General features: G+C 63.3%; 16 protein-coding genes. 9 read left to right on the forward strand and 7 right to left on the reverse strand.

Features of this window, described 5'->3' with window-relative positions; translation table 11 throughout:
* Window positions 1–60 precede the first annotated feature (60 nt).
* Both D1Y85_RS03860 and D1Y85_RS03865 read left to right on the forward strand, forming a co-directional pair.
* Window positions 61–540, forward strand: coding sequence for a TRAP transporter small permease (locus tag D1Y85_RS03860; RefSeq protein WP_124149713.1), 480 nt, complete (start codon window positions 61–63; stop codon window positions 538–540).
* A gap of 6 nt (window positions 541–546) precedes the next feature.
* Window positions 547–1,899, forward strand: a complete 1,353-nt coding sequence (locus D1Y85_RS03865) for a TRAP transporter large permease (RefSeq protein WP_124149714.1) — start codon at window positions 547–549, stop codon at window positions 1,897–1,899.
* Here D1Y85_RS03865 and D1Y85_RS03870 read toward each other — a convergent pair.
* The 4 genes from D1Y85_RS03870 to D1Y85_RS03885 form a co-directional block, all read right to left on the reverse strand.
* Window positions 1,877–3,076, reverse strand: coding sequence for a WD40/YVTN/BNR-like repeat-containing protein (locus D1Y85_RS03870; protein ID WP_246024764.1), 1,200 nt, complete (start codon window positions 3,074–3,076; stop codon window positions 1,877–1,879). The genes D1Y85_RS03865 and D1Y85_RS03870 overlap by 23 nt on opposite strands.
* A gap of 123 nt (window positions 3,077–3,199) precedes the next feature.
* Window positions 3,200–3,469: a MoaD/ThiS family protein gene (locus tag D1Y85_RS03875; protein WP_124149715.1), complete on the reverse strand. Its 270-nt coding sequence runs from the start codon at window positions 3,467–3,469 to the stop codon at window positions 3,200–3,202.
* A 407-nt stretch (window positions 3,470–3,876) separates the two neighbouring features.
* Complete coding sequence (locus D1Y85_RS03880; protein WP_124149716.1) at window positions 3,877–4,704, reverse strand: NAD-dependent epimerase/dehydratase family protein; 828 nt, start codon at window positions 4,702–4,704, stop codon at window positions 3,877–3,879.
* A 61-nt stretch (window positions 4,705–4,765) separates the two neighbouring features.
* Window positions 4,766–6,070, reverse strand: a complete 1,305-nt coding sequence (locus D1Y85_RS03885; RefSeq protein WP_425466875.1) for an MFS transporter — start codon at window positions 6,068–6,070, stop codon at window positions 4,766–4,768.
* Between the two features lie 326 nt (window positions 6,071–6,396).
* On the opposite strand from D1Y85_RS03885, the gene D1Y85_RS03890 reads away from it, so the two are divergent.
* From D1Y85_RS03890 to D1Y85_RS03905, 4 genes are all read left to right on the forward strand, one after another.
* Entirely contained in the window at window positions 6,397–7,131 is a 735-nt protein-coding gene (locus D1Y85_RS03890; RefSeq protein WP_124149718.1) for a ribonuclease activity regulator RraA, read from the forward strand.
* Between the two features lie 19 nt (window positions 7,132–7,150).
* On the forward strand, window positions 7,151–8,089 hold the full coding sequence (locus tag D1Y85_RS03895) for an SMP-30/gluconolactonase/LRE family protein (RefSeq protein WP_124149719.1): 939 nt from the start codon (window positions 7,151–7,153) through the stop codon (window positions 8,087–8,089).
* Window positions 8,090–8,112: 23 nt separating this feature from the next.
* Window positions 8,113–9,021, forward strand: a complete 909-nt coding sequence (locus D1Y85_RS03900; RefSeq protein ID WP_124149720.1) for an aldose epimerase family protein — start codon at window positions 8,113–8,115, stop codon at window positions 9,019–9,021.
* Between the two features lie 102 nt (window positions 9,022–9,123).
* Window positions 9,124–9,813: a FadR/GntR family transcriptional regulator gene (locus D1Y85_RS03905; protein WP_124149721.1), complete on the forward strand. Its 690-nt coding sequence runs from the start codon at window positions 9,124–9,126 to the stop codon at window positions 9,811–9,813.
* Window positions 9,814–10,130: 317 nt separating this feature from the next.
* Here D1Y85_RS03905 and phaP read toward each other — a convergent pair whose 3' ends face one another.
* Complete coding sequence (gene phaP, locus D1Y85_RS03910) at window positions 10,131–10,688, reverse strand: phasin family protein (protein ID WP_124149722.1); 558 nt, start codon at window positions 10,686–10,688, stop codon at window positions 10,131–10,133.
* Window positions 10,689–10,869: 181 nt separating this feature from the next.
* Between phaP and D1Y85_RS03915 the strand changes: the two genes are divergently transcribed.
* Window positions 10,870–11,109 (forward strand): hypothetical protein, encoded by a 240-nt coding sequence (locus tag D1Y85_RS03915; RefSeq protein ID WP_124149723.1) that lies wholly within the window; start codon window positions 10,870–10,872, stop codon window positions 11,107–11,109.
* Here D1Y85_RS03915 and D1Y85_RS03920 read toward each other — a convergent pair.
* A complete protein-coding gene (locus D1Y85_RS03920) occupies window positions 11,106–12,182 on the reverse strand; it encodes an alpha/beta fold hydrolase (protein WP_425466879.1) in 1,077 nt (358 codons plus the stop codon). The two genes, D1Y85_RS03915 and D1Y85_RS03920, sit on opposite strands and share 4 nt — an antisense overlap.
* A gap of 287 nt (window positions 12,183–12,469) precedes the next feature.
* On the opposite strand from D1Y85_RS03920, the gene D1Y85_RS03925 reads away from it, so the two are divergent.
* Window positions 12,470–13,084, forward strand: coding sequence for a cytochrome b (locus D1Y85_RS03925; protein ID WP_124149725.1), 615 nt, complete (start codon window positions 12,470–12,472; stop codon window positions 13,082–13,084).
* Between the two features lie 18 nt (window positions 13,085–13,102).
* On the forward strand, window positions 13,103–14,566 hold the full coding sequence (locus tag D1Y85_RS03930) for a glycosyltransferase family 2 protein (protein ID WP_124149726.1): 1,464 nt from the start codon (window positions 13,103–13,105) through the stop codon (window positions 14,564–14,566).
* Window positions 14,567–14,893: 327 nt separating this feature from the next.
* Here D1Y85_RS03930 and D1Y85_RS03935 read toward each other — a convergent pair whose 3' ends face one another.
* Window positions 14,894–15,487: a DUF2459 domain-containing protein gene (locus tag D1Y85_RS03935; RefSeq protein ID WP_185218893.1), complete on the reverse strand. Its 594-nt coding sequence runs from the start codon at window positions 15,485–15,487 to the stop codon at window positions 14,894–14,896.
* Between the last annotated feature and the right edge of the window lie 233 nt (window positions 15,488–15,720).

Raw genomic sequence — 15,720 nt, forward strand, 5'->3', positions numbered from 1 at the left:
AGATACGCCAGCGAACCTGGCGGGCTAATCCGGCTCTTCGCGATGGATGAGGATGTCCAGATGAGTTTCATGAAACGACCGAACGACTGGGTCGCCAGCGGACTGACGATTGTCTCCGCAATCTGCCTCGTCGTGCTTTGCGTGCTTGTGCTGTACGGCGTGGTCATGCGTTATGTGTTCGACAACGCGCCCGACTTCGTCGAGCCGATCGCGTTGCTGCTCGTGATCGCGATTGCGTTCTTCGGCGCTGCACTGAAGGTGCGCGACGGCGGCCATATCGGCCTCGATTCGCTGATTACGAAGCTGCCGCCCAAAGGTCGCCGTGCGGCTGTCGCGTTCCAGCACCTTTGTCTTATTGCGTTCGCCATCGCAGCGATCGTGGGCTGCAATGAAATGGCATCCACCACCAGCGACGATCCGATTCCGATCATCGGCGTGCCGGAAGCCGCGCGTTACTACATTCCGATGATCGCCAGTGCGTGCATCGTGCTCTTTTCCCTCGAACATCTGCTGAATATGTTCGCACGCAAGCGGACCTGATCGATCATGGAACTCGCCATCCTTTCCATTAGTTTTATTGTGCTTCTCGTGCTCGGGGTGCCCGTTTCGTTCGCCCTCGGGCTTGCGTGCGTGCTGACCTATCTTCACGAGGGCTTGCCGATCGCGACCGCGATGCAGTCGATGATCTCGGGCATCAACGCGTTCTCGTTCCTCGCGGTACCGTTTTTTATCCTCTCGGGCGAGCTGATGCTGCACGGCGGCATCGCCGATCGAATTCTGAAATTTGCGCAGGCCACGGTCGGCCATTTCCGCGGCGGTCTCGGCATGGCCAACGTGGTGGCCTGCACGATGTTCGGCGGCGTGTCCGGGTCGCCCACGGCCGACACCTCGGCAATGGGCGGCGTCGTGATCCCGCTGATGAAGCGCGAGGGGTACAGCGCTGCGTATGCGGTCAACGTGACGACACACTCGTCGCTGGCTGGCGCGCTGATGCCGACCTCGACCAACATGATCATCTATGCGCTGGCCGCGCAGGGCATCACCGGCATGGTGGCCGGCAATTCGGTGAGCGGTGTGTCTATCGGCGATCTGCTGTTCTCGGGCCTGATTCCGGTGCTGTGGGTGATGGGCTTCGTGCTCTTGACCGCCTATTGGCAAGCCGTGCGCTTTGGCTTCCCCCGTCGCCCCGATGGCTCCACCGTGCTCACGAAATTTCCGGGCTGGGCCGAGGTCGGGCGAACCTTCATCGGCGCGTTGCCGGGTCTGTTCGTCATCCTTATCATTCTCGGCTGCGTGGCCAAGGGGATCGCGACGGCGACCGAGGCGGCCGCGATAGCCGTGGGCTATTCGCTCGTGCTGACCTTGTTTGTCTACCGCAGCATGACGCGCGCAAAGCTCTTCACGGCACTGTCGCGCGCCGCGCGGACGACGGGGGTTGTGCTGCTGCTGATCGGCGTGTCGAACATGCTCCGCTTCCAGATGGCGTACCTCTCGATTCCCGACGCCATCGAAGGCATTCTCGAGCACGCGACCACGGTGCCATGGCTGATGCTGCTGTATATCAACATCATCCAGGTCTTTCTCGGCACGTTCGTCGATATGGCCGCGCACATCCTGATCACGACGCCGCTGTTTCTGCCGCTCGCGATGCACTATGACGTCGGCCCGGTGCAATTCGGCATCATGATCCTGCTGAACTGCTCGCTCGGACTCGTGCACCCGCCAATTGGCTCAGTGCAGTTCATCGGCTGCGCGATCGGTGATGTATCGATCGGCGAGACCACCAAGATCGCCTGGCCTTACTACCTCGCGATCTTCAGTGCGATCAATATCGTCACGTATTTCCCGGCGTTTTCGACCTGGTTGCCGAGTCTGATCAGCGGCCATCCAGTGTTCTAAGGGTGAGGGCGCGGCGCCGTGAGGGTGGCCGCGCCTCTCGGCCAAACCGGACGCAATAAACCGGCGGCAAATGCGCCGAAATCAAATCCCAGCTTTCGCCGCCATCGGCGGATGTCCAAAGCCCGCCAGTCGTCGATCCCATCGCGAGGCGCGTGCCTGACTCATCGACATCGAGTCCGTGCCGGTACACCAGGTCATACGCCGGTGCTGCCGGCAATCCGTTCGAGAAACGCTCGAACGTGCGCCCACCGTCGCGCGTGCGCGTGACGACGAACTTTCCATCCACCGGGACCCGGTACTGGTCTTTTACCGCGGGCACGAACCACGCGGTGTCCGGCTCGCGCGGATGCACGGCAACCGCGAAGCCGAAGCTCGATGGCTGCGCCTGAATCCTCTGCCAGTGCGTCGCGCCGTCCGTCGAGCGGAAGATCCCGCAATGATGCTGAGTCCAGAGCACATCGGGGTTGGCCGCGCATTGCACGACGTGGTGCGGGTCCTGCACGTTGGGGTCACCGCGGCGCTCCGGTGGCATGTAGTCGGCCTCCATCCCCTCGGAACCCTGGCGCCAGGTCGCGCCGCCGTCGGGGGTTTGCCAGACGCCGCCGGATGACACGCCGACCGTGATATGGCGGCTGTCGCGTGGATCGACCAATACGGAATGGATGCCCGGCGCGTCGTAGCCCCCACCGGCCCATTCGCGGCGTTCCGGGCGATCCCACAAGGCGCGGTTGAGTTCCCAGGTGTCGCCACCGTCGCCAGAACGGAAGAGGCCGCCTGGAATCGTGCCGGCCCACAGGACGCCGGGCTCATCCGGCCCACCGGGTTCGAGTGACCAGATCTGCTGAAGCGTCCACGGAACTGGCGGGCGGGGTGGGGCCGCATTGTCCGCACTGGCGTTTGCCCCGTCGCTCACGCGAGTTTCCTCGGGCGGCTGCGGTGGATAGACGGGGACCGCACACTCTTCCCAGTCCGCCATGCCCGCGCGCCGGCGATGCAGCTTCACGCCGAAGTGGCCGAGATTGAGCGCGGCGTACAGCGATCCGTCGCGCGGATCGGCCAGCACCATGCTCACCGGCTCGCCGATGAACTGCGGCTCACCGAGCGTCCAGCGGCCCTGATTGTCGGCATGGAGTTCGAATAATCCCTTTCGGGTTGCGACGAGCAATCGATCGGTCATGTCGAGTGTCTCCGGTGTCCCATGCAGGGCGGTCGAACCGAGTTAGTGCTTCAGCGCTGACTCTGATTCAGTGCAACGCGCCCATCTGCTGTGATGCAAGGCTCAACAATGGCTGAGGCGCCATTAGCCGCCCGACAACGCCTGCACGACGTAAACGCGGGTTTCCTCGCCGAGCACGTCGGATAGACGCTGGCGATCGCGTACCGGCCGTCCGTCGACAAACACGGCGAGATGCTTTCGCAGCGAACCCTGATCGTCGAGGATATAGCCGCGCAGCCGGGGTTGTCCGGCAAAGACCGCCTCGAGCGCTTCGCCCAGCGTGCGCGCGTCGATCTCACGTTCGGGCGTCGGGACATGCCGTTGAATCGATGCAGCGAAGAAGATGTGTGCCATGGCGCAGTGGCCGGGCGAAATCGCCGTGTCAGGTGGTTCTGTAGTTTAGGCGATATACAGCTTGTTTTATGTCTTCGCCCTTTGTCGCGTCGCGATCAAGGGTTCGATCGCACCGGGCGGACGGGAAAAGAGGGACGCGAAGTCAACAATGACACAGGTTTCCGATAGTCAACCCGGTGTGCAGATAGTGCGTAACGGAAACGGCTGCCCCTCCGGAATAGCGGGGCAGCCGGACTCAGATATGCCTTCAACAATGTCGCCCGCTTCATCCGGGACGACGTGCTCCCGTTGCGCTTCGAAAACGGGCAGTACGCTGTCCTCGAATACCGTGCGCCGCAGTTCTACTTCCGGCGTCACGAAATAGCGAACTAGCGGGCGTTTTTCAACATGAGCCACGCAGGCCGCTATCACCCACCGCGCTTGCCGCGCGCTTCTTCTGGCGTGAAGTCAAAGCTCGCAAAGCTGCCACCCTGGTAGCGTTGCGCGACGGCGTCGAGCGGATTCTGCTGCTTGAGGATCTCGTCGGCGTAGTCCTCGGCATTCTGCTGCGGCCGATAGCCGAGCCGTTCGGCATCGTCGTTCGCACCGGTCTGAACCCAGTAGCCGCGCGTGTTGTTCGACACGCCCCACACGACCGCAAAACCGATTTCCGGCACGTTGATGACGCGGTCGACCAGATGTAGCAGATCCTCATGGCCGAACCACGTGCTCAGATGGCGGAACTCAGTCGGTCGCTGTACGCAGCTCCCGATGCGCACGCACACCGTCTCGATTCCGTGCTTGTCCCAGTAGAGCCGGGCGAGCGATTCGCCCCACGCTTTGCTGAGGCCATAGAAGCCGTCCGGGCGGAATGCGCAGTCGAGCGTCAGCTTGTCTTCAACCGGATACATGCCGATCGCGTGATTCGAGCTTGCGAACAGGATGCGCTTCACGCCGTTGCGGCGTGCGCCCTCATAGACCTCGACGAGTCCGCGCAGGTTGTTCTCGATGATCTCGGGCAGCGGGCGCTCGACGCTCGTGCCGGCCATGTGGATCAATACATCGACGCCTTCGAGCAGGCGATCGACCACCTCGGACTGGCGCAGGTCGCCGTGCATGACGTCTTCGCCCTCGACGATCGGCGTGAGCGGCTTCGAGCCGGCCGCGGAGCGCAGATTCACGCCGCGCTCGAGGAGCGCCTGGCGCAGCACGGTGCCTAGCTGGCCGGCTGCGCCGGACAATGCGACTTTCTTCACTGTGGTGTTTCCTTTCGTAAAAACGCCAAAGACCGGCGTCCCGAAGGGCGCCGGCCGAAATTCATGCCCGCACGCTCAACGTGCTCTCGATGGCGATCTCGGCGTTGTCGGTCTTCTCCTCTTCGCGGATGAGACGCCAGGCGACGATCGCGCCGACCACGTCGAACAGCATCAGGCAGACGAACAGCGGGCTATAGCCGATGGTGCCAGCCACTGCGCCGACGATCAGCGAGAAGATCGTCGCGCCGAGGTAGCCGAACATGCCCGAGAGGCCGGTCGCGGTGGCCACCTCGTGCTGTCCGAACACGTCCGAGGCCAGCGTGAAAAGCGAGCCGGAGATGGTCTGGTGGGCGAACGTGCCGACGCAGAACAGCGCGATCGCGACATAGGGGCTCGCGACGAAACCCACCAAAGCCGGACCGATCATCAGGCATGCGCCGGTCGTGATGACGAGCTTGCGCGACGTGATGAGCGAGCAGCCGAACCAGCGGATAAAGAGCGGGGCCAGATAGCCACCGACGAGGCAGCCGATGTCCGCGGCGAGGAACGGCATCCACGCGAACAGCGCGATCTCCTTCAGGTCCATGTGGCGCACGGTGACCATGTAGAGCGGAATCCATGCGCCGAATGTCTGCCACGCCGGCTCCGCAAGCATGCGCGGAATGCCGATGCCCCAGAAGCGGCGCTGCTTGAGCACTTCCTTCCACGATGGCTTGCCCGCAGACGACTGCTGGGCTCTAGTCTGGCCCGCGCGGATATACTCGGCTTCGTCGACCGAGAGCCGCGGATGCTCGGCGGGCGAACGGAAAAACACGAGCCACAGGCCGACCCAGATCAGCGCCACACCACCGGTCAGCACGAACGCGAACTGCCAGTTGAACTTCAGAATGCACCAGACGACGAGCGGTGGAGCGATCATCGCGCCGATCGACGTGCCGGTATTGAGCCAGCCCGTCGCGACCGAACGTTCTTTCGCCGGGAACCACTGGCTGATCGATTTCATGCCCGCCGGGAAGATGGCGGCTTCGCTTGCACCGAGCAACCCGCGGAAGAACGCGAGCGACGGCCAGCTCGTGGCGAGGCCGTGCAGCATGTTGGAGATGGCCCAGCCGAATGCGAAGATCGCGAAACCGATCTTGACGCCGACTGAATCGAGCACGAAACCGGCGACCGGCTGCGCGAGCGCGTAACAGGCCTGGAATGCCGTGACGATGTACGAGTACTGCTGGGTGCTCATGTGCAGCGTCTGCATGAGCGTAGGGGCCGCTACCGAGAGTGAACTGCGCGCGAGGTAGTTGAAGATGGTGCCGATCATGATGAGGCTGATGATCCACCACCGGAGTCCCTTGATTGTCCTGCGTTGCACTGCGTGCCTCCGACTACTGGCGTGCTGCCAGGTAAGGCGTGATTCTATTTCCATAAAGTTGTAAAGCAAATCTGCTTCGAGTAGGTATCTTCCCTGGTGTGGCGCCGGGACCAGGGCTATCGCATCCCCGCCAAATGGTGCCTGCGTTCAAGGGGCGGAACGGGAAGCCGCGCCGGACGTGAGGCAGATTGGTGTAAAGGCAGGCGAAGGCCGGGGACAGGTTGACAATTCTATTGTTGTATTACAACAATGCTGGGACACCACATCGCACCTGAGGGACGTCGTGGCCCGCACGAGCCGCCCCTGAAGACACTGGACGACACACGATGAATTCACCCGCCATCCCCGTGAGCGAGACTGCACTCGAGCAACTGCGCCACGTTTCCAATGCGACACTCACCACGCAGTTGTTCAAGCGCGGTCTGCGCAACGTCTTTCTGCAAGGCGTGAAACCGCTCGTCGTGCCGTCACCAGGAACACCGAACCTCGTCGGCCCGGCCTTTACGATGCGCAACATTCCGGCGCGCGAGGATCTCGATCAACTGAGCGCGTTCCAGAACCCCGAGCATCCGCAGCGCAAGGGCGTCGAGACCGTGCCGCCCGGCGCCGTGCTCGTGCAGGATTGCCGGGGTGAGCACACGGCGGCGTCGGTCGGCTCGATTCTCGCCACGCGCCTGAAGGTGCGCGGCGTCGCGGGCATGGTTTCGGACGGTCCGGTGCGCGACAGCGCGACCATTGCCGCGCTCGGCCTGCCCATCTTCTGCGCGGGCGCATCGGCGCCGCTCAACCTGACGAAGCACCACACCATCGACCTGAACGTGCCGATCGCGTGCGGTGGCGTTGCCGTTTATCCGGGCGACATCATGGTCGGCGACGCGGACGGGGTCGTCGTCGTGCCGCGCCATCTGGCCGAAGAAGTCGCTCAGGCTGCGTGGGAGCAGGAAGAACTCGAACGTTTCATCACCTCGCGCATCGAGGCGGGGGCGCCGCTGCCGGGCACCTATCCGCCAAACGAGGTGACGCTCGCGGCCTTCGCCGAGTGGCGCAAGACGCAGTCGTGAACGCAGCGGGAACAACACGATGACGATGGAAGCAGGACACACGCCGGTTCGGCAACTGGAGACGCGTGACGCGCGGCGCTCCTCGGTGGGCGAGTGCCCGGTCTGGCGAGTCGAGGAGAATGCGCTCTACTGGGAAGACATTCCCGCGCAGATGCTTGTGCGCTACGAACTCGCGACGCAGCGGCGCACGGAGTGGCGCTTGCCGGAGCGTATCGGCTGCTTCACCTTTGCGCGCAACGGCAAGGTGCTGGCCGCGCTGGAGAGCGGCCTGTTCGCGGTGACGCTGCACGAACCGGTGCCTGGCGACGCGCTCGTCAGGCAAGGCACCATTGATGTGCGCCCGCTCGCGGCCGTTGCACACGAAGCCGCCAACATGCGTTTCAACGACGGCCGCTGCGACCGCCAGGGCCGATTCTGGGCCGGCACGATGGTGCAGGACGCGAGTGCGCCGAATCCGGCGGGCAAGCTCTATCGCTATACGGCGCACGATGGGTTGTCCGCGCCGGTGGTGGAGGGGCTGTGCACGCAGAACGGGCTGGCCTGGTCGCCGGACGGACGCACGATGTATCTCTCGGACTCGCATGCTTCGTGCCGCGTGATCTGGGCTTTCGACTACGATACCGATGACGGCGTGCCGACCAACCGGCGCGTATTCGCCGACCTGCACGATTACGCAGGCCGTCCCGATGGCGCAGCCGTCGACGCCGATGGCTGCTACTGGACATGCGCGAACGATGCGGGCCTGTTGTTGCGTTTTACGCCCGAGGGCCAACTCGACCGCAAGGTCGCGGTGCCGGTCTCGAAGCCGTCGATGTGCGCGTTCGGCGGACCCGGCCTCGACTTGCTGTTCGTGACGACGATCTGTCCTGCGCAAGTGGGCAAAGAGGACGGTTTCGTGTTCGTATTGGAAACCGGCGTGCGCGGATTGCCCGAGCCCGCGTTCGATGGCACGCTTTGATCTTTCTATTTCATCGATTAGCCATGCCGAAGTTTCAGGACCAGGAAGTCATCGAAATTGTCAGCGGCGCGTCGCGCCTGCTGTTTGCGCCACAAGCGGGCGGACGGCTGCTGTCGTGGCATCTCGACGGGTCGTCTTTGATTCACTGGCCTGAGGTGGCCGACTGGAGCCGGCCAGCCGGCATTCGCGGCGGCAATCCGCTGCTGTTTCCGTTCCTCGGGAGGCATCGCGTGAATGGCGAGATCGGCTGGTGGAAGGACGCCGAGGGCGTCGTGCGCGCCCTGCCGATGCACGGCTTCGCGCGCGATCTGCCGTTCGCGGCGCAAGTTTCGCCGCAAGGCGACGCCGTGCGCATGACGCTCGCCGATACCGACGCGACGCGTGCCGGCTTTCCGTTCGGCTTCCGGTTCGAGGCCACCTATCGGCTCGCGGACGAGAGTACGCTCGACGTCGATCTGACGACCACGAACACGGGCACGTCCCGCCTGCCGTACTACGCGGGGCATCATTTCTATTTCGCGTTACCGCATGCGAAACGTAGCGAGTCGACGCTCACGTTGCCGCGCACGGTCACCCGTCACCAGCGTCCGGACGGCACGATCACGGAACCCATCGAAGGGCAGCCGCGCTACACCTTCGACGACCCGCAGATTCTCGACCGCTTTCATTGCCTCGACGGCGCACCGGACGCGCCGGTGCGCATCGATATTCCGGCCTTGCAGCGCACGATCGAGATCGACTTGCGGCGTCCGGGATCGGTGCCGTGGTACGCGGTGACCTCGTGGACCGAAACGCCGCAGTCGGATTTTTATTGCGTCGAGCCGTGGCTCGGTTTGCCTGATGCGATCCACAACGGCCTCGGGCTGCGCTGGGTCGAACCTGGCGAGACGGAAGTCGCATCGTTGCGTATCAGCGTGAGCGCGTTCCGTTAAACGCGGGGCAACACAAGGAAGTCGACGCCTGACGAGCCTCGGCGTGCACTCTTTGACTTACAATTGGGAATAATTCTGACAACTCGGAACGTACGCCTCACCATGGCTGAGCAAAAAGCGCCGAACATGCCGGCGCGAATTTACAGCGATATTCTGAATCGCATCATCGAAGGCGAATACAAGGAAGGGGAACGCCTGCCGACCGAGCACATGCTCGCGGAGCGCTTCTCGACCTCGCGTCCGACCGTGCGCGAAGCGCTCGCGCAATTGCGTGCGGATGGCATCATCGCCACGCGCCATGGCTCAGGCACGACAGTGATGCGGCGCCCCGATCCGGACGTGCGCCGCTTCGCGCCGCTTGAGACGTTGTCGGACATCCGTCGCTGCTATGAGTACCGTGTGGTGGTGGAGTCGGGCGCGGCGGCGCTCGCAGCGCAAAAGGCGGAAGACGCGGATGTCGATGCCATTCAGCGCGAGTGGGACAACCTTCAGACGATCGTCGAGACCTCGGGGATCGGCTCGAAAGACGACTTCGCGTTTCACCTCGCGGTGACCCGCGCGTCGAAGAATCAGTTCTTTATCACCGCGCTCTCGGCAATCCAGGAGCAGATGGTGTTCAGCATGAACCTCTCGCGCAATCTGTCGCTCGTGAAGTCGATCGAGCGGCAACGCATCGTCCAGCAAGAGCACCTCGAAGTGCTCGAAGCCGTACGCGCGCGCGATCCCGAACGCGCGTCGCGAGCGATGCGCGTGCATCTCGAAAGCGCGGTCAACCGTATGTTCGGTTCCTGAAGCACAGTTCCCGTTTCTGGCGGCGCTGGGCACAGCGCCTTTCCCGCCACCTTCAGGCGGGGTCAACGTATAGCCTGAATCAGTCGATGTAGCTCGTACCGGGCGTGGGCCGCGATGGCGGACGCATGCCCGCGTATGCGTGCGCGTCAGCAACGATGTTCGAAACGGGAGGCTGCGCGAAATTAGCGGCCATGGCTAACGCGCGTGGCACGCCGCAAGGGCGTGATCCGGAGTGGCAGGTCGTCACGAGCCAGTTCCGCATGCGCGGAGCTGGCTCACGTTTGACGATGCCCGGTAAGACTGAGAATCGCTGAGAATCAGGCAGACTTCGTGCCGCGCGAAGCTTGCGCCACGGCCTTCGAAGCGGCGTGCGCCGCGTTCTGGAAGTTGCTTTCGGCGATTTCGACAGCTTGCTTTGCTGCCTTGTTCACCGTTTCGTAGGCCGAGCCGGCTGCGTTGAATGCCGACTTGAATGCGGCCACAGCGCTTTCCGAGCCAGCCGGCGCGTTCTTCACAGCGTTGTCGACGAACGATTGCGCAGCGTGTTTCTGTTGCTCGAATTGGGCTTGCGCGGCGAGCGTGAACTCGGCTTGAGCGGCCGACAGGACGTCGTAGATCGAGCGGCCATACGCAACGGCCTTTTCCGCAGCGGACTGCGCGAAGCTGGCTTGCAGTGCCAGGACAACTTGCGGATCTTTTGCCGACAGCACGGCCTGGGCGTGCTCCTGGCCTTCGGCGACGGACGAGCGGGCGGTCTGGAGATTCAGTTCGGCGAGTTTGATCGCGCCGTCGACGGCCGTGTTCGTGAGGCCGAAAAATGCCTCGAGGTTGGCTTTCTGAGTGGCGGCGAATTGTTCGGGTGTCGGCAGAGTCATGTCTTCGTTCCTGATGACGAACCGGTGTGCCCGGTTCCGCTTGGAAAATGAGAAAACTTTCGTATCGATCACCGGTTCGCGGATTTGTGCGTTGCAGCAATCTGAGGTCATGATAGCGCAATGAAACTGCCTGTCAAGAAAAATTTGTGCGTCGCACCAATATCACAGTCGATTGATTTGTATGGAAAATATGCCGCACATTGCGACCCGTTTCGGATCGGAAACGGGGGCGGAAACCGTCGCGCAACGCGGCGCGGATCGCGGCAGCGCCTGTACGCTGCACGCGGAGGACGACTTCACGGAAACCGGCGATCTCGCCAGTCGCGTGCTCATTCACGACCGGCGCACGGTACCCGTCAAGAAGGTAGTGGCCGGCCGTTATGCAGTGACAGCCTGCGACGATTCGCGCCTGTGTGTCTAACGCGCCGCGCCGCTGCTGTTCAGTAGTTCGACCAGATACGGTTTCCATACTTCCGGATGGGCCAGTGTCTGGTGTCCGTACGACTGCGCGCTCTCAGGCATTTCGACGTAGCGAGCGTGCGGCACTTGCGCGACGAGCTTTTGCATCACGCCGAGATCCGTCGCGTTGATGAGGTCATCGGCGAAATTCACGGCGAAGAGTGGCGCGCGAATCTGCGCAAGCTGCGGTGACGGGTCGTAGTCCCACGACGATTCGAACCAGTAGAGCACGTCGTTGGCATCGTTTTTCGAGGCGTCGGCGACGAGCGTGTCATAGAGCTTCGTTGCGGCCGCACGGTCCGGCGCTTGTGTCTGCATGCGCGCGGCATTGCCTGTCATGATCGTGAATACGGGCATCACGCGGGTCCATTGCGTTGGTTGCGCGGTGTAATCGCCGTCGTGCCAGCCCGGATCGTTCCGGATCGCGCCCGCTACCATCTGCCGCCACAGCCAGTTGCGTCCGGCCATTGGAATCGGCTGGCTCGCGATGGGCATGAGCGCATCGGCCATCGCTGGGTAGCGCTCGCCCCACATCCACGTTTGCATGCCGCCCATCGAGGTTCCCAGCACGAGTCGCAGATGGTCGATACCGAGCCCTTCGACGAGCATGCGGTGGTTCGCCTCGATCACGTCGCCATAACCGTAGTGCGGGAAGCGCGCGCGCTGACCGTCGCTCGGCTTGGTCGAGCCACCGCGCCCGAGGCCATCGGGCATCACGATGAAAAAGCGGCTCGCGTCGAGTGGCGCGCCGGGAGCGAACAGTTCGCGCTGGAAGGCCGGCGCAAGATAGACGCGGCCTGTACCGGTCGTACCGTGCAGCAGCAGGACGGCATTCGTGGCATGTCCCTGCGCATCGCGCTGCAGCGTGCCGAGTGTCGTGTAGTGGATGCGGACCTCGGGCAGCGTAGTGCCGTTCGAGAAGTGGAAGTCGTGCGCGACGAAGTCGCCGCTGACTGGCTGAGGCACAGCCGTGTCCTGTGCGGCGCAGAGCGGGGAAAGAAGCGTTGTGCAGACGGCGCCGCCGATTACAAACAGCCGGTGAATCACTATGACGTCTCCTTCTTTTTTGTGGTTTTCGTGCGTAGTGTGTGATGCGTTGCGCGTGCGGTCGTTAGCGCACATGCCCTCCGCGAGGCGTTGTTCATTGCCACACAGATGGGGTACTGCATTCGCTTTGCTCGCGCGTTTCAGCGGGTGAAACGCGGCTGGAGGACTTCTGCAGCGGCCGCCTCCACGGCGCATAATGCGGCCTTTACGGGACACCTGGGAATAAAGCGCCAGTGTCGCCCGTTATCCTCGCTGAATCGTTACGGTACGTCTACGTGAAAAATATCTCTTCCACTGTAAGCATCGACGATGAATCGACCGCCGCGCAAAAGTACACGCGCGGGGCGATGCTGCTGCACTGGCTGATCGCGCTACTGATTCTCGCGAATGTCACGCTTGGCCTGACCGCCGCGCTGCTGCCGGACGGCACGCTCTCCGACACGGGGATCCGCTTCGTGATCGACACGCACAAGTCGATCGGCATCACCGTGCTGGGTCTTGCGATCGTGCGCGTGCTGTGGCGCATGACGCATCGGCCGCCGCCGCTACCCGCGCATTTTCCGGGCTGGGAACGCGCGGCCGCGCACCTTGCCCATGTCGCGCTGTACGTATTGATCTTCGCGTTGCCGCTCACCGGCTGGCTGCACGATTCCGCGTGGGTCGCGGCGGCCACGCATCCGATGTATCTCTACGGGCTGGTGCCGTGGCCGCGCATCGGCTTCATCATGCAACTCGATGCGGCCACGAAGGAGCAGTTGCACACGCAGTTCGGCGCGTTGCACACGGCGTGCAGCTACGCGCTCTACGGCGTGCTGGCGCTGCACGTGGCCGGTGCGCTCAAACATCAATGGATTGATCGTCATTCGGTATTGCGCCGAATGATGCCGTGAGCAACCAAAGGGTATGTCTTGAATAACACGCTTGAAGCAGCCCTCGCGCGCACTTCGCCGCGCATCACGCCGCCACCTGTGCCGCTCGCGAGCATCGTGATTCATCTCGGCGTCGTGGTGCTCTGGCTCGTGCTCTTCGCGCGCGCATTCTTTCTGCAGGGCGTCGTTGCGTGGTCAACGGGAATTGCCTATGTCATCTACGATACCGTGCTGCTGGTATTCGTTGCGTGGAAGGCTCGTGTGCTGCTGACGCCGGACGGCATACCCGATGCGGTTGTTGAGGCGTCCCGCCAGCCGACGCTCGGCGTGATAGTCGCGGCGCACAACGAGGCCGCTGTTCTGCCGATCACGCTTGACGCGCTGTTCGCGCAGACGCATGCGCCGCAACAGATCGTGATCGCCGACGACGGCTCGACCGACGGTACAGCGGCGCTGCTCGTCGAGCGATATGGACTCGCCGATCCGGGCGAAGGGCAACTGGGCGCGCCTTCCTCGCGATATCCGAATCTGCGCTGGCTGAAACTGCCGCACAGCGGCAAGGCGCGTGCGCTGAACGCGGCGTTGATCGCCGTCGACACCGATACGCTCATGACAGTCGACGCGGATACGTTGCTCGACCCCGATGCCTGCGCGGCGATGGTCCACGCTTTCGGGCGTGATCCTGCACTCGTGGCGGCGGCGGGCCTGCTTGCGCCGGTGTGCAACAAATCGCTGAGCGGCCGCTTTTTCCAGTGGTTCCAGACCTACGAGTACATCCGCAATTTCATCTCGCGCTTCGCGTGGATGCGCGCGGACAGTCTGCTGCTGGTGTCGGGGGCGTTTGCGTGTTTTCGTCGCGACGCCGTGATGGCGGTCGGCGGTTTCGATCCGCATTGTCTTGTCGAGGACTACGAACTGATTCATCGCCTGCGCCGCTATTCGACGCGCGAGCGACTCGGCTGGGACGTTCGCGTGATAGGCGCGGCCCGCGCGCGAACCGACGCGCCTGGAACGCTCGTGAGTTTCCTGCGCCAGCGGCGCCGGTGGTTCGCAGGCTTCCTGCAGACGCAGTACTGGTATCGCGACATGACCGGCAATCCGCGATACGGCAAGCTCGGCCTCATGATGCTGCCGGTCAAGGCGTTCGATACGATGCAGCCGATTTATGGACTCACGGCCTTTGCATTGTTGCTCGGTTTTCTCTTTGCCGGCCACTTCACGATCGTGTTGCCGGTGCTCGGTGTGATCGTCGGGAAGATCGTCATCGATCTCTCGTTTCATCTGTATTCGGTGCACCTGTACCGGCGCTGGAGCGGCGATCACGCGAGTTCAAGCTTCGGCATGGCGTTGCTGGCGGCCATTTTCGAGCCGTTTTCGTTCCAGTTGATGCGCCACAGCGGCGCGGCACTCGGCTGGGTTCACTTTCTGCTGGGCCGCCGCAAGTGGGGTGTGCAGGAGCGAACTGGCCTGAATGCGCGGGGCGACACCGTCCCGTTGCGATGACCCCGCGCAGTCCCGGCACTTCGCGTCTTGCCGGCCACCTGCATTGGTCTGATGTGAGCGGCATTTGTCTTGCTCTCCCGTTGATATCGCCGTCATGCGCGCGTGACGGCGTTCCAGCCAATCAGGGAGATAGTCATGCAAAGGCTCAGCCTAATCGCTCTCGTATTGCCGCTCACGCTGGCGGGATGTCTTTCGTTCAGCAGCAGCGATCCGAACCCGCCGCCGCCCCGCACGGTGGTCGTTCCCCAGCCCGGTCCCGTGCCGCCGGGGACGGTATGCGTCTCGCCGTGTTGATCGTGCGGCGCAGTGCCAGACGGGTGATGCGCGTTAGCGTGATGCGGCTTCGGTGCGCGCGACAGCTGCACGCGCCTCGCGCATCAGACTCCCTGAAAACTGGGTGTCTTTCACATTGATTAGTCCTGCTGAGCGCAGTGCGCGCGCCGTCCACGTGTTGCAGGTGTGAAAGGCGTCGTAAGTGCCGGACGCCGCGAAAAACAGGCTGCCGGGGTAGGGGCCGTCTGCAAGACGTTGCGGATTTCCCGCGGCGTCGGTTTCGAACGATTCGCGCAGGAAGCGCTGGACACCGTCGAGACCGGCGTCCCCGACCGGCGCTTCGATTACGTTCTCTGCGCCGAACGCTTCCTCCGGTGTGGCGCGCAGCACTGTCATCAGGAGGGCGGCGCGGCTCGGAAATAGCGCCGCGACCATGGTAAGCGGATCGTGCTGACGTTCGACCACGTACTGTCTCTCGCCGAATCCGAAGCACAACACGCTCGCACCAACGAACCCGCGTGCGAGCGTCATGACCCACGCGTCAACGTCCTGTACGCGCAAACACACATCGGTGTGCCAGTCGCGCTGAACGACCGCGACGGATGTGTGAGCCTGACCGGTTTCGACGACATCAACAGGCGTATGCATCGGCGGATCGGTTGCTGTGCAGGCGGCCAGCGCAAGCAGCAGGACCTGGCACGTTTGCCGCGCCATCGATCGCAGGACGTTCCGGCTCGTCGTGCCACTTTCGACCATAAAGCGTGCTTCCCAGACGTATCACGCATAGAGCCCGCATGCGCCGTGCCAGCGTTGCCAGAGCGCTCGCGTTGCGTAGACAGACGCCGTCGGGCGATATCGCGGGCGTGCTGAATCCGGCCTGC

Source organism: Paraburkholderia dinghuensis, assembly GCF_003837865.1.
Lineage (GTDB): Bacteria > Pseudomonadota > Gammaproteobacteria > Burkholderiales > Burkholderiaceae > Paraburkholderia > Paraburkholderia dinghuensis.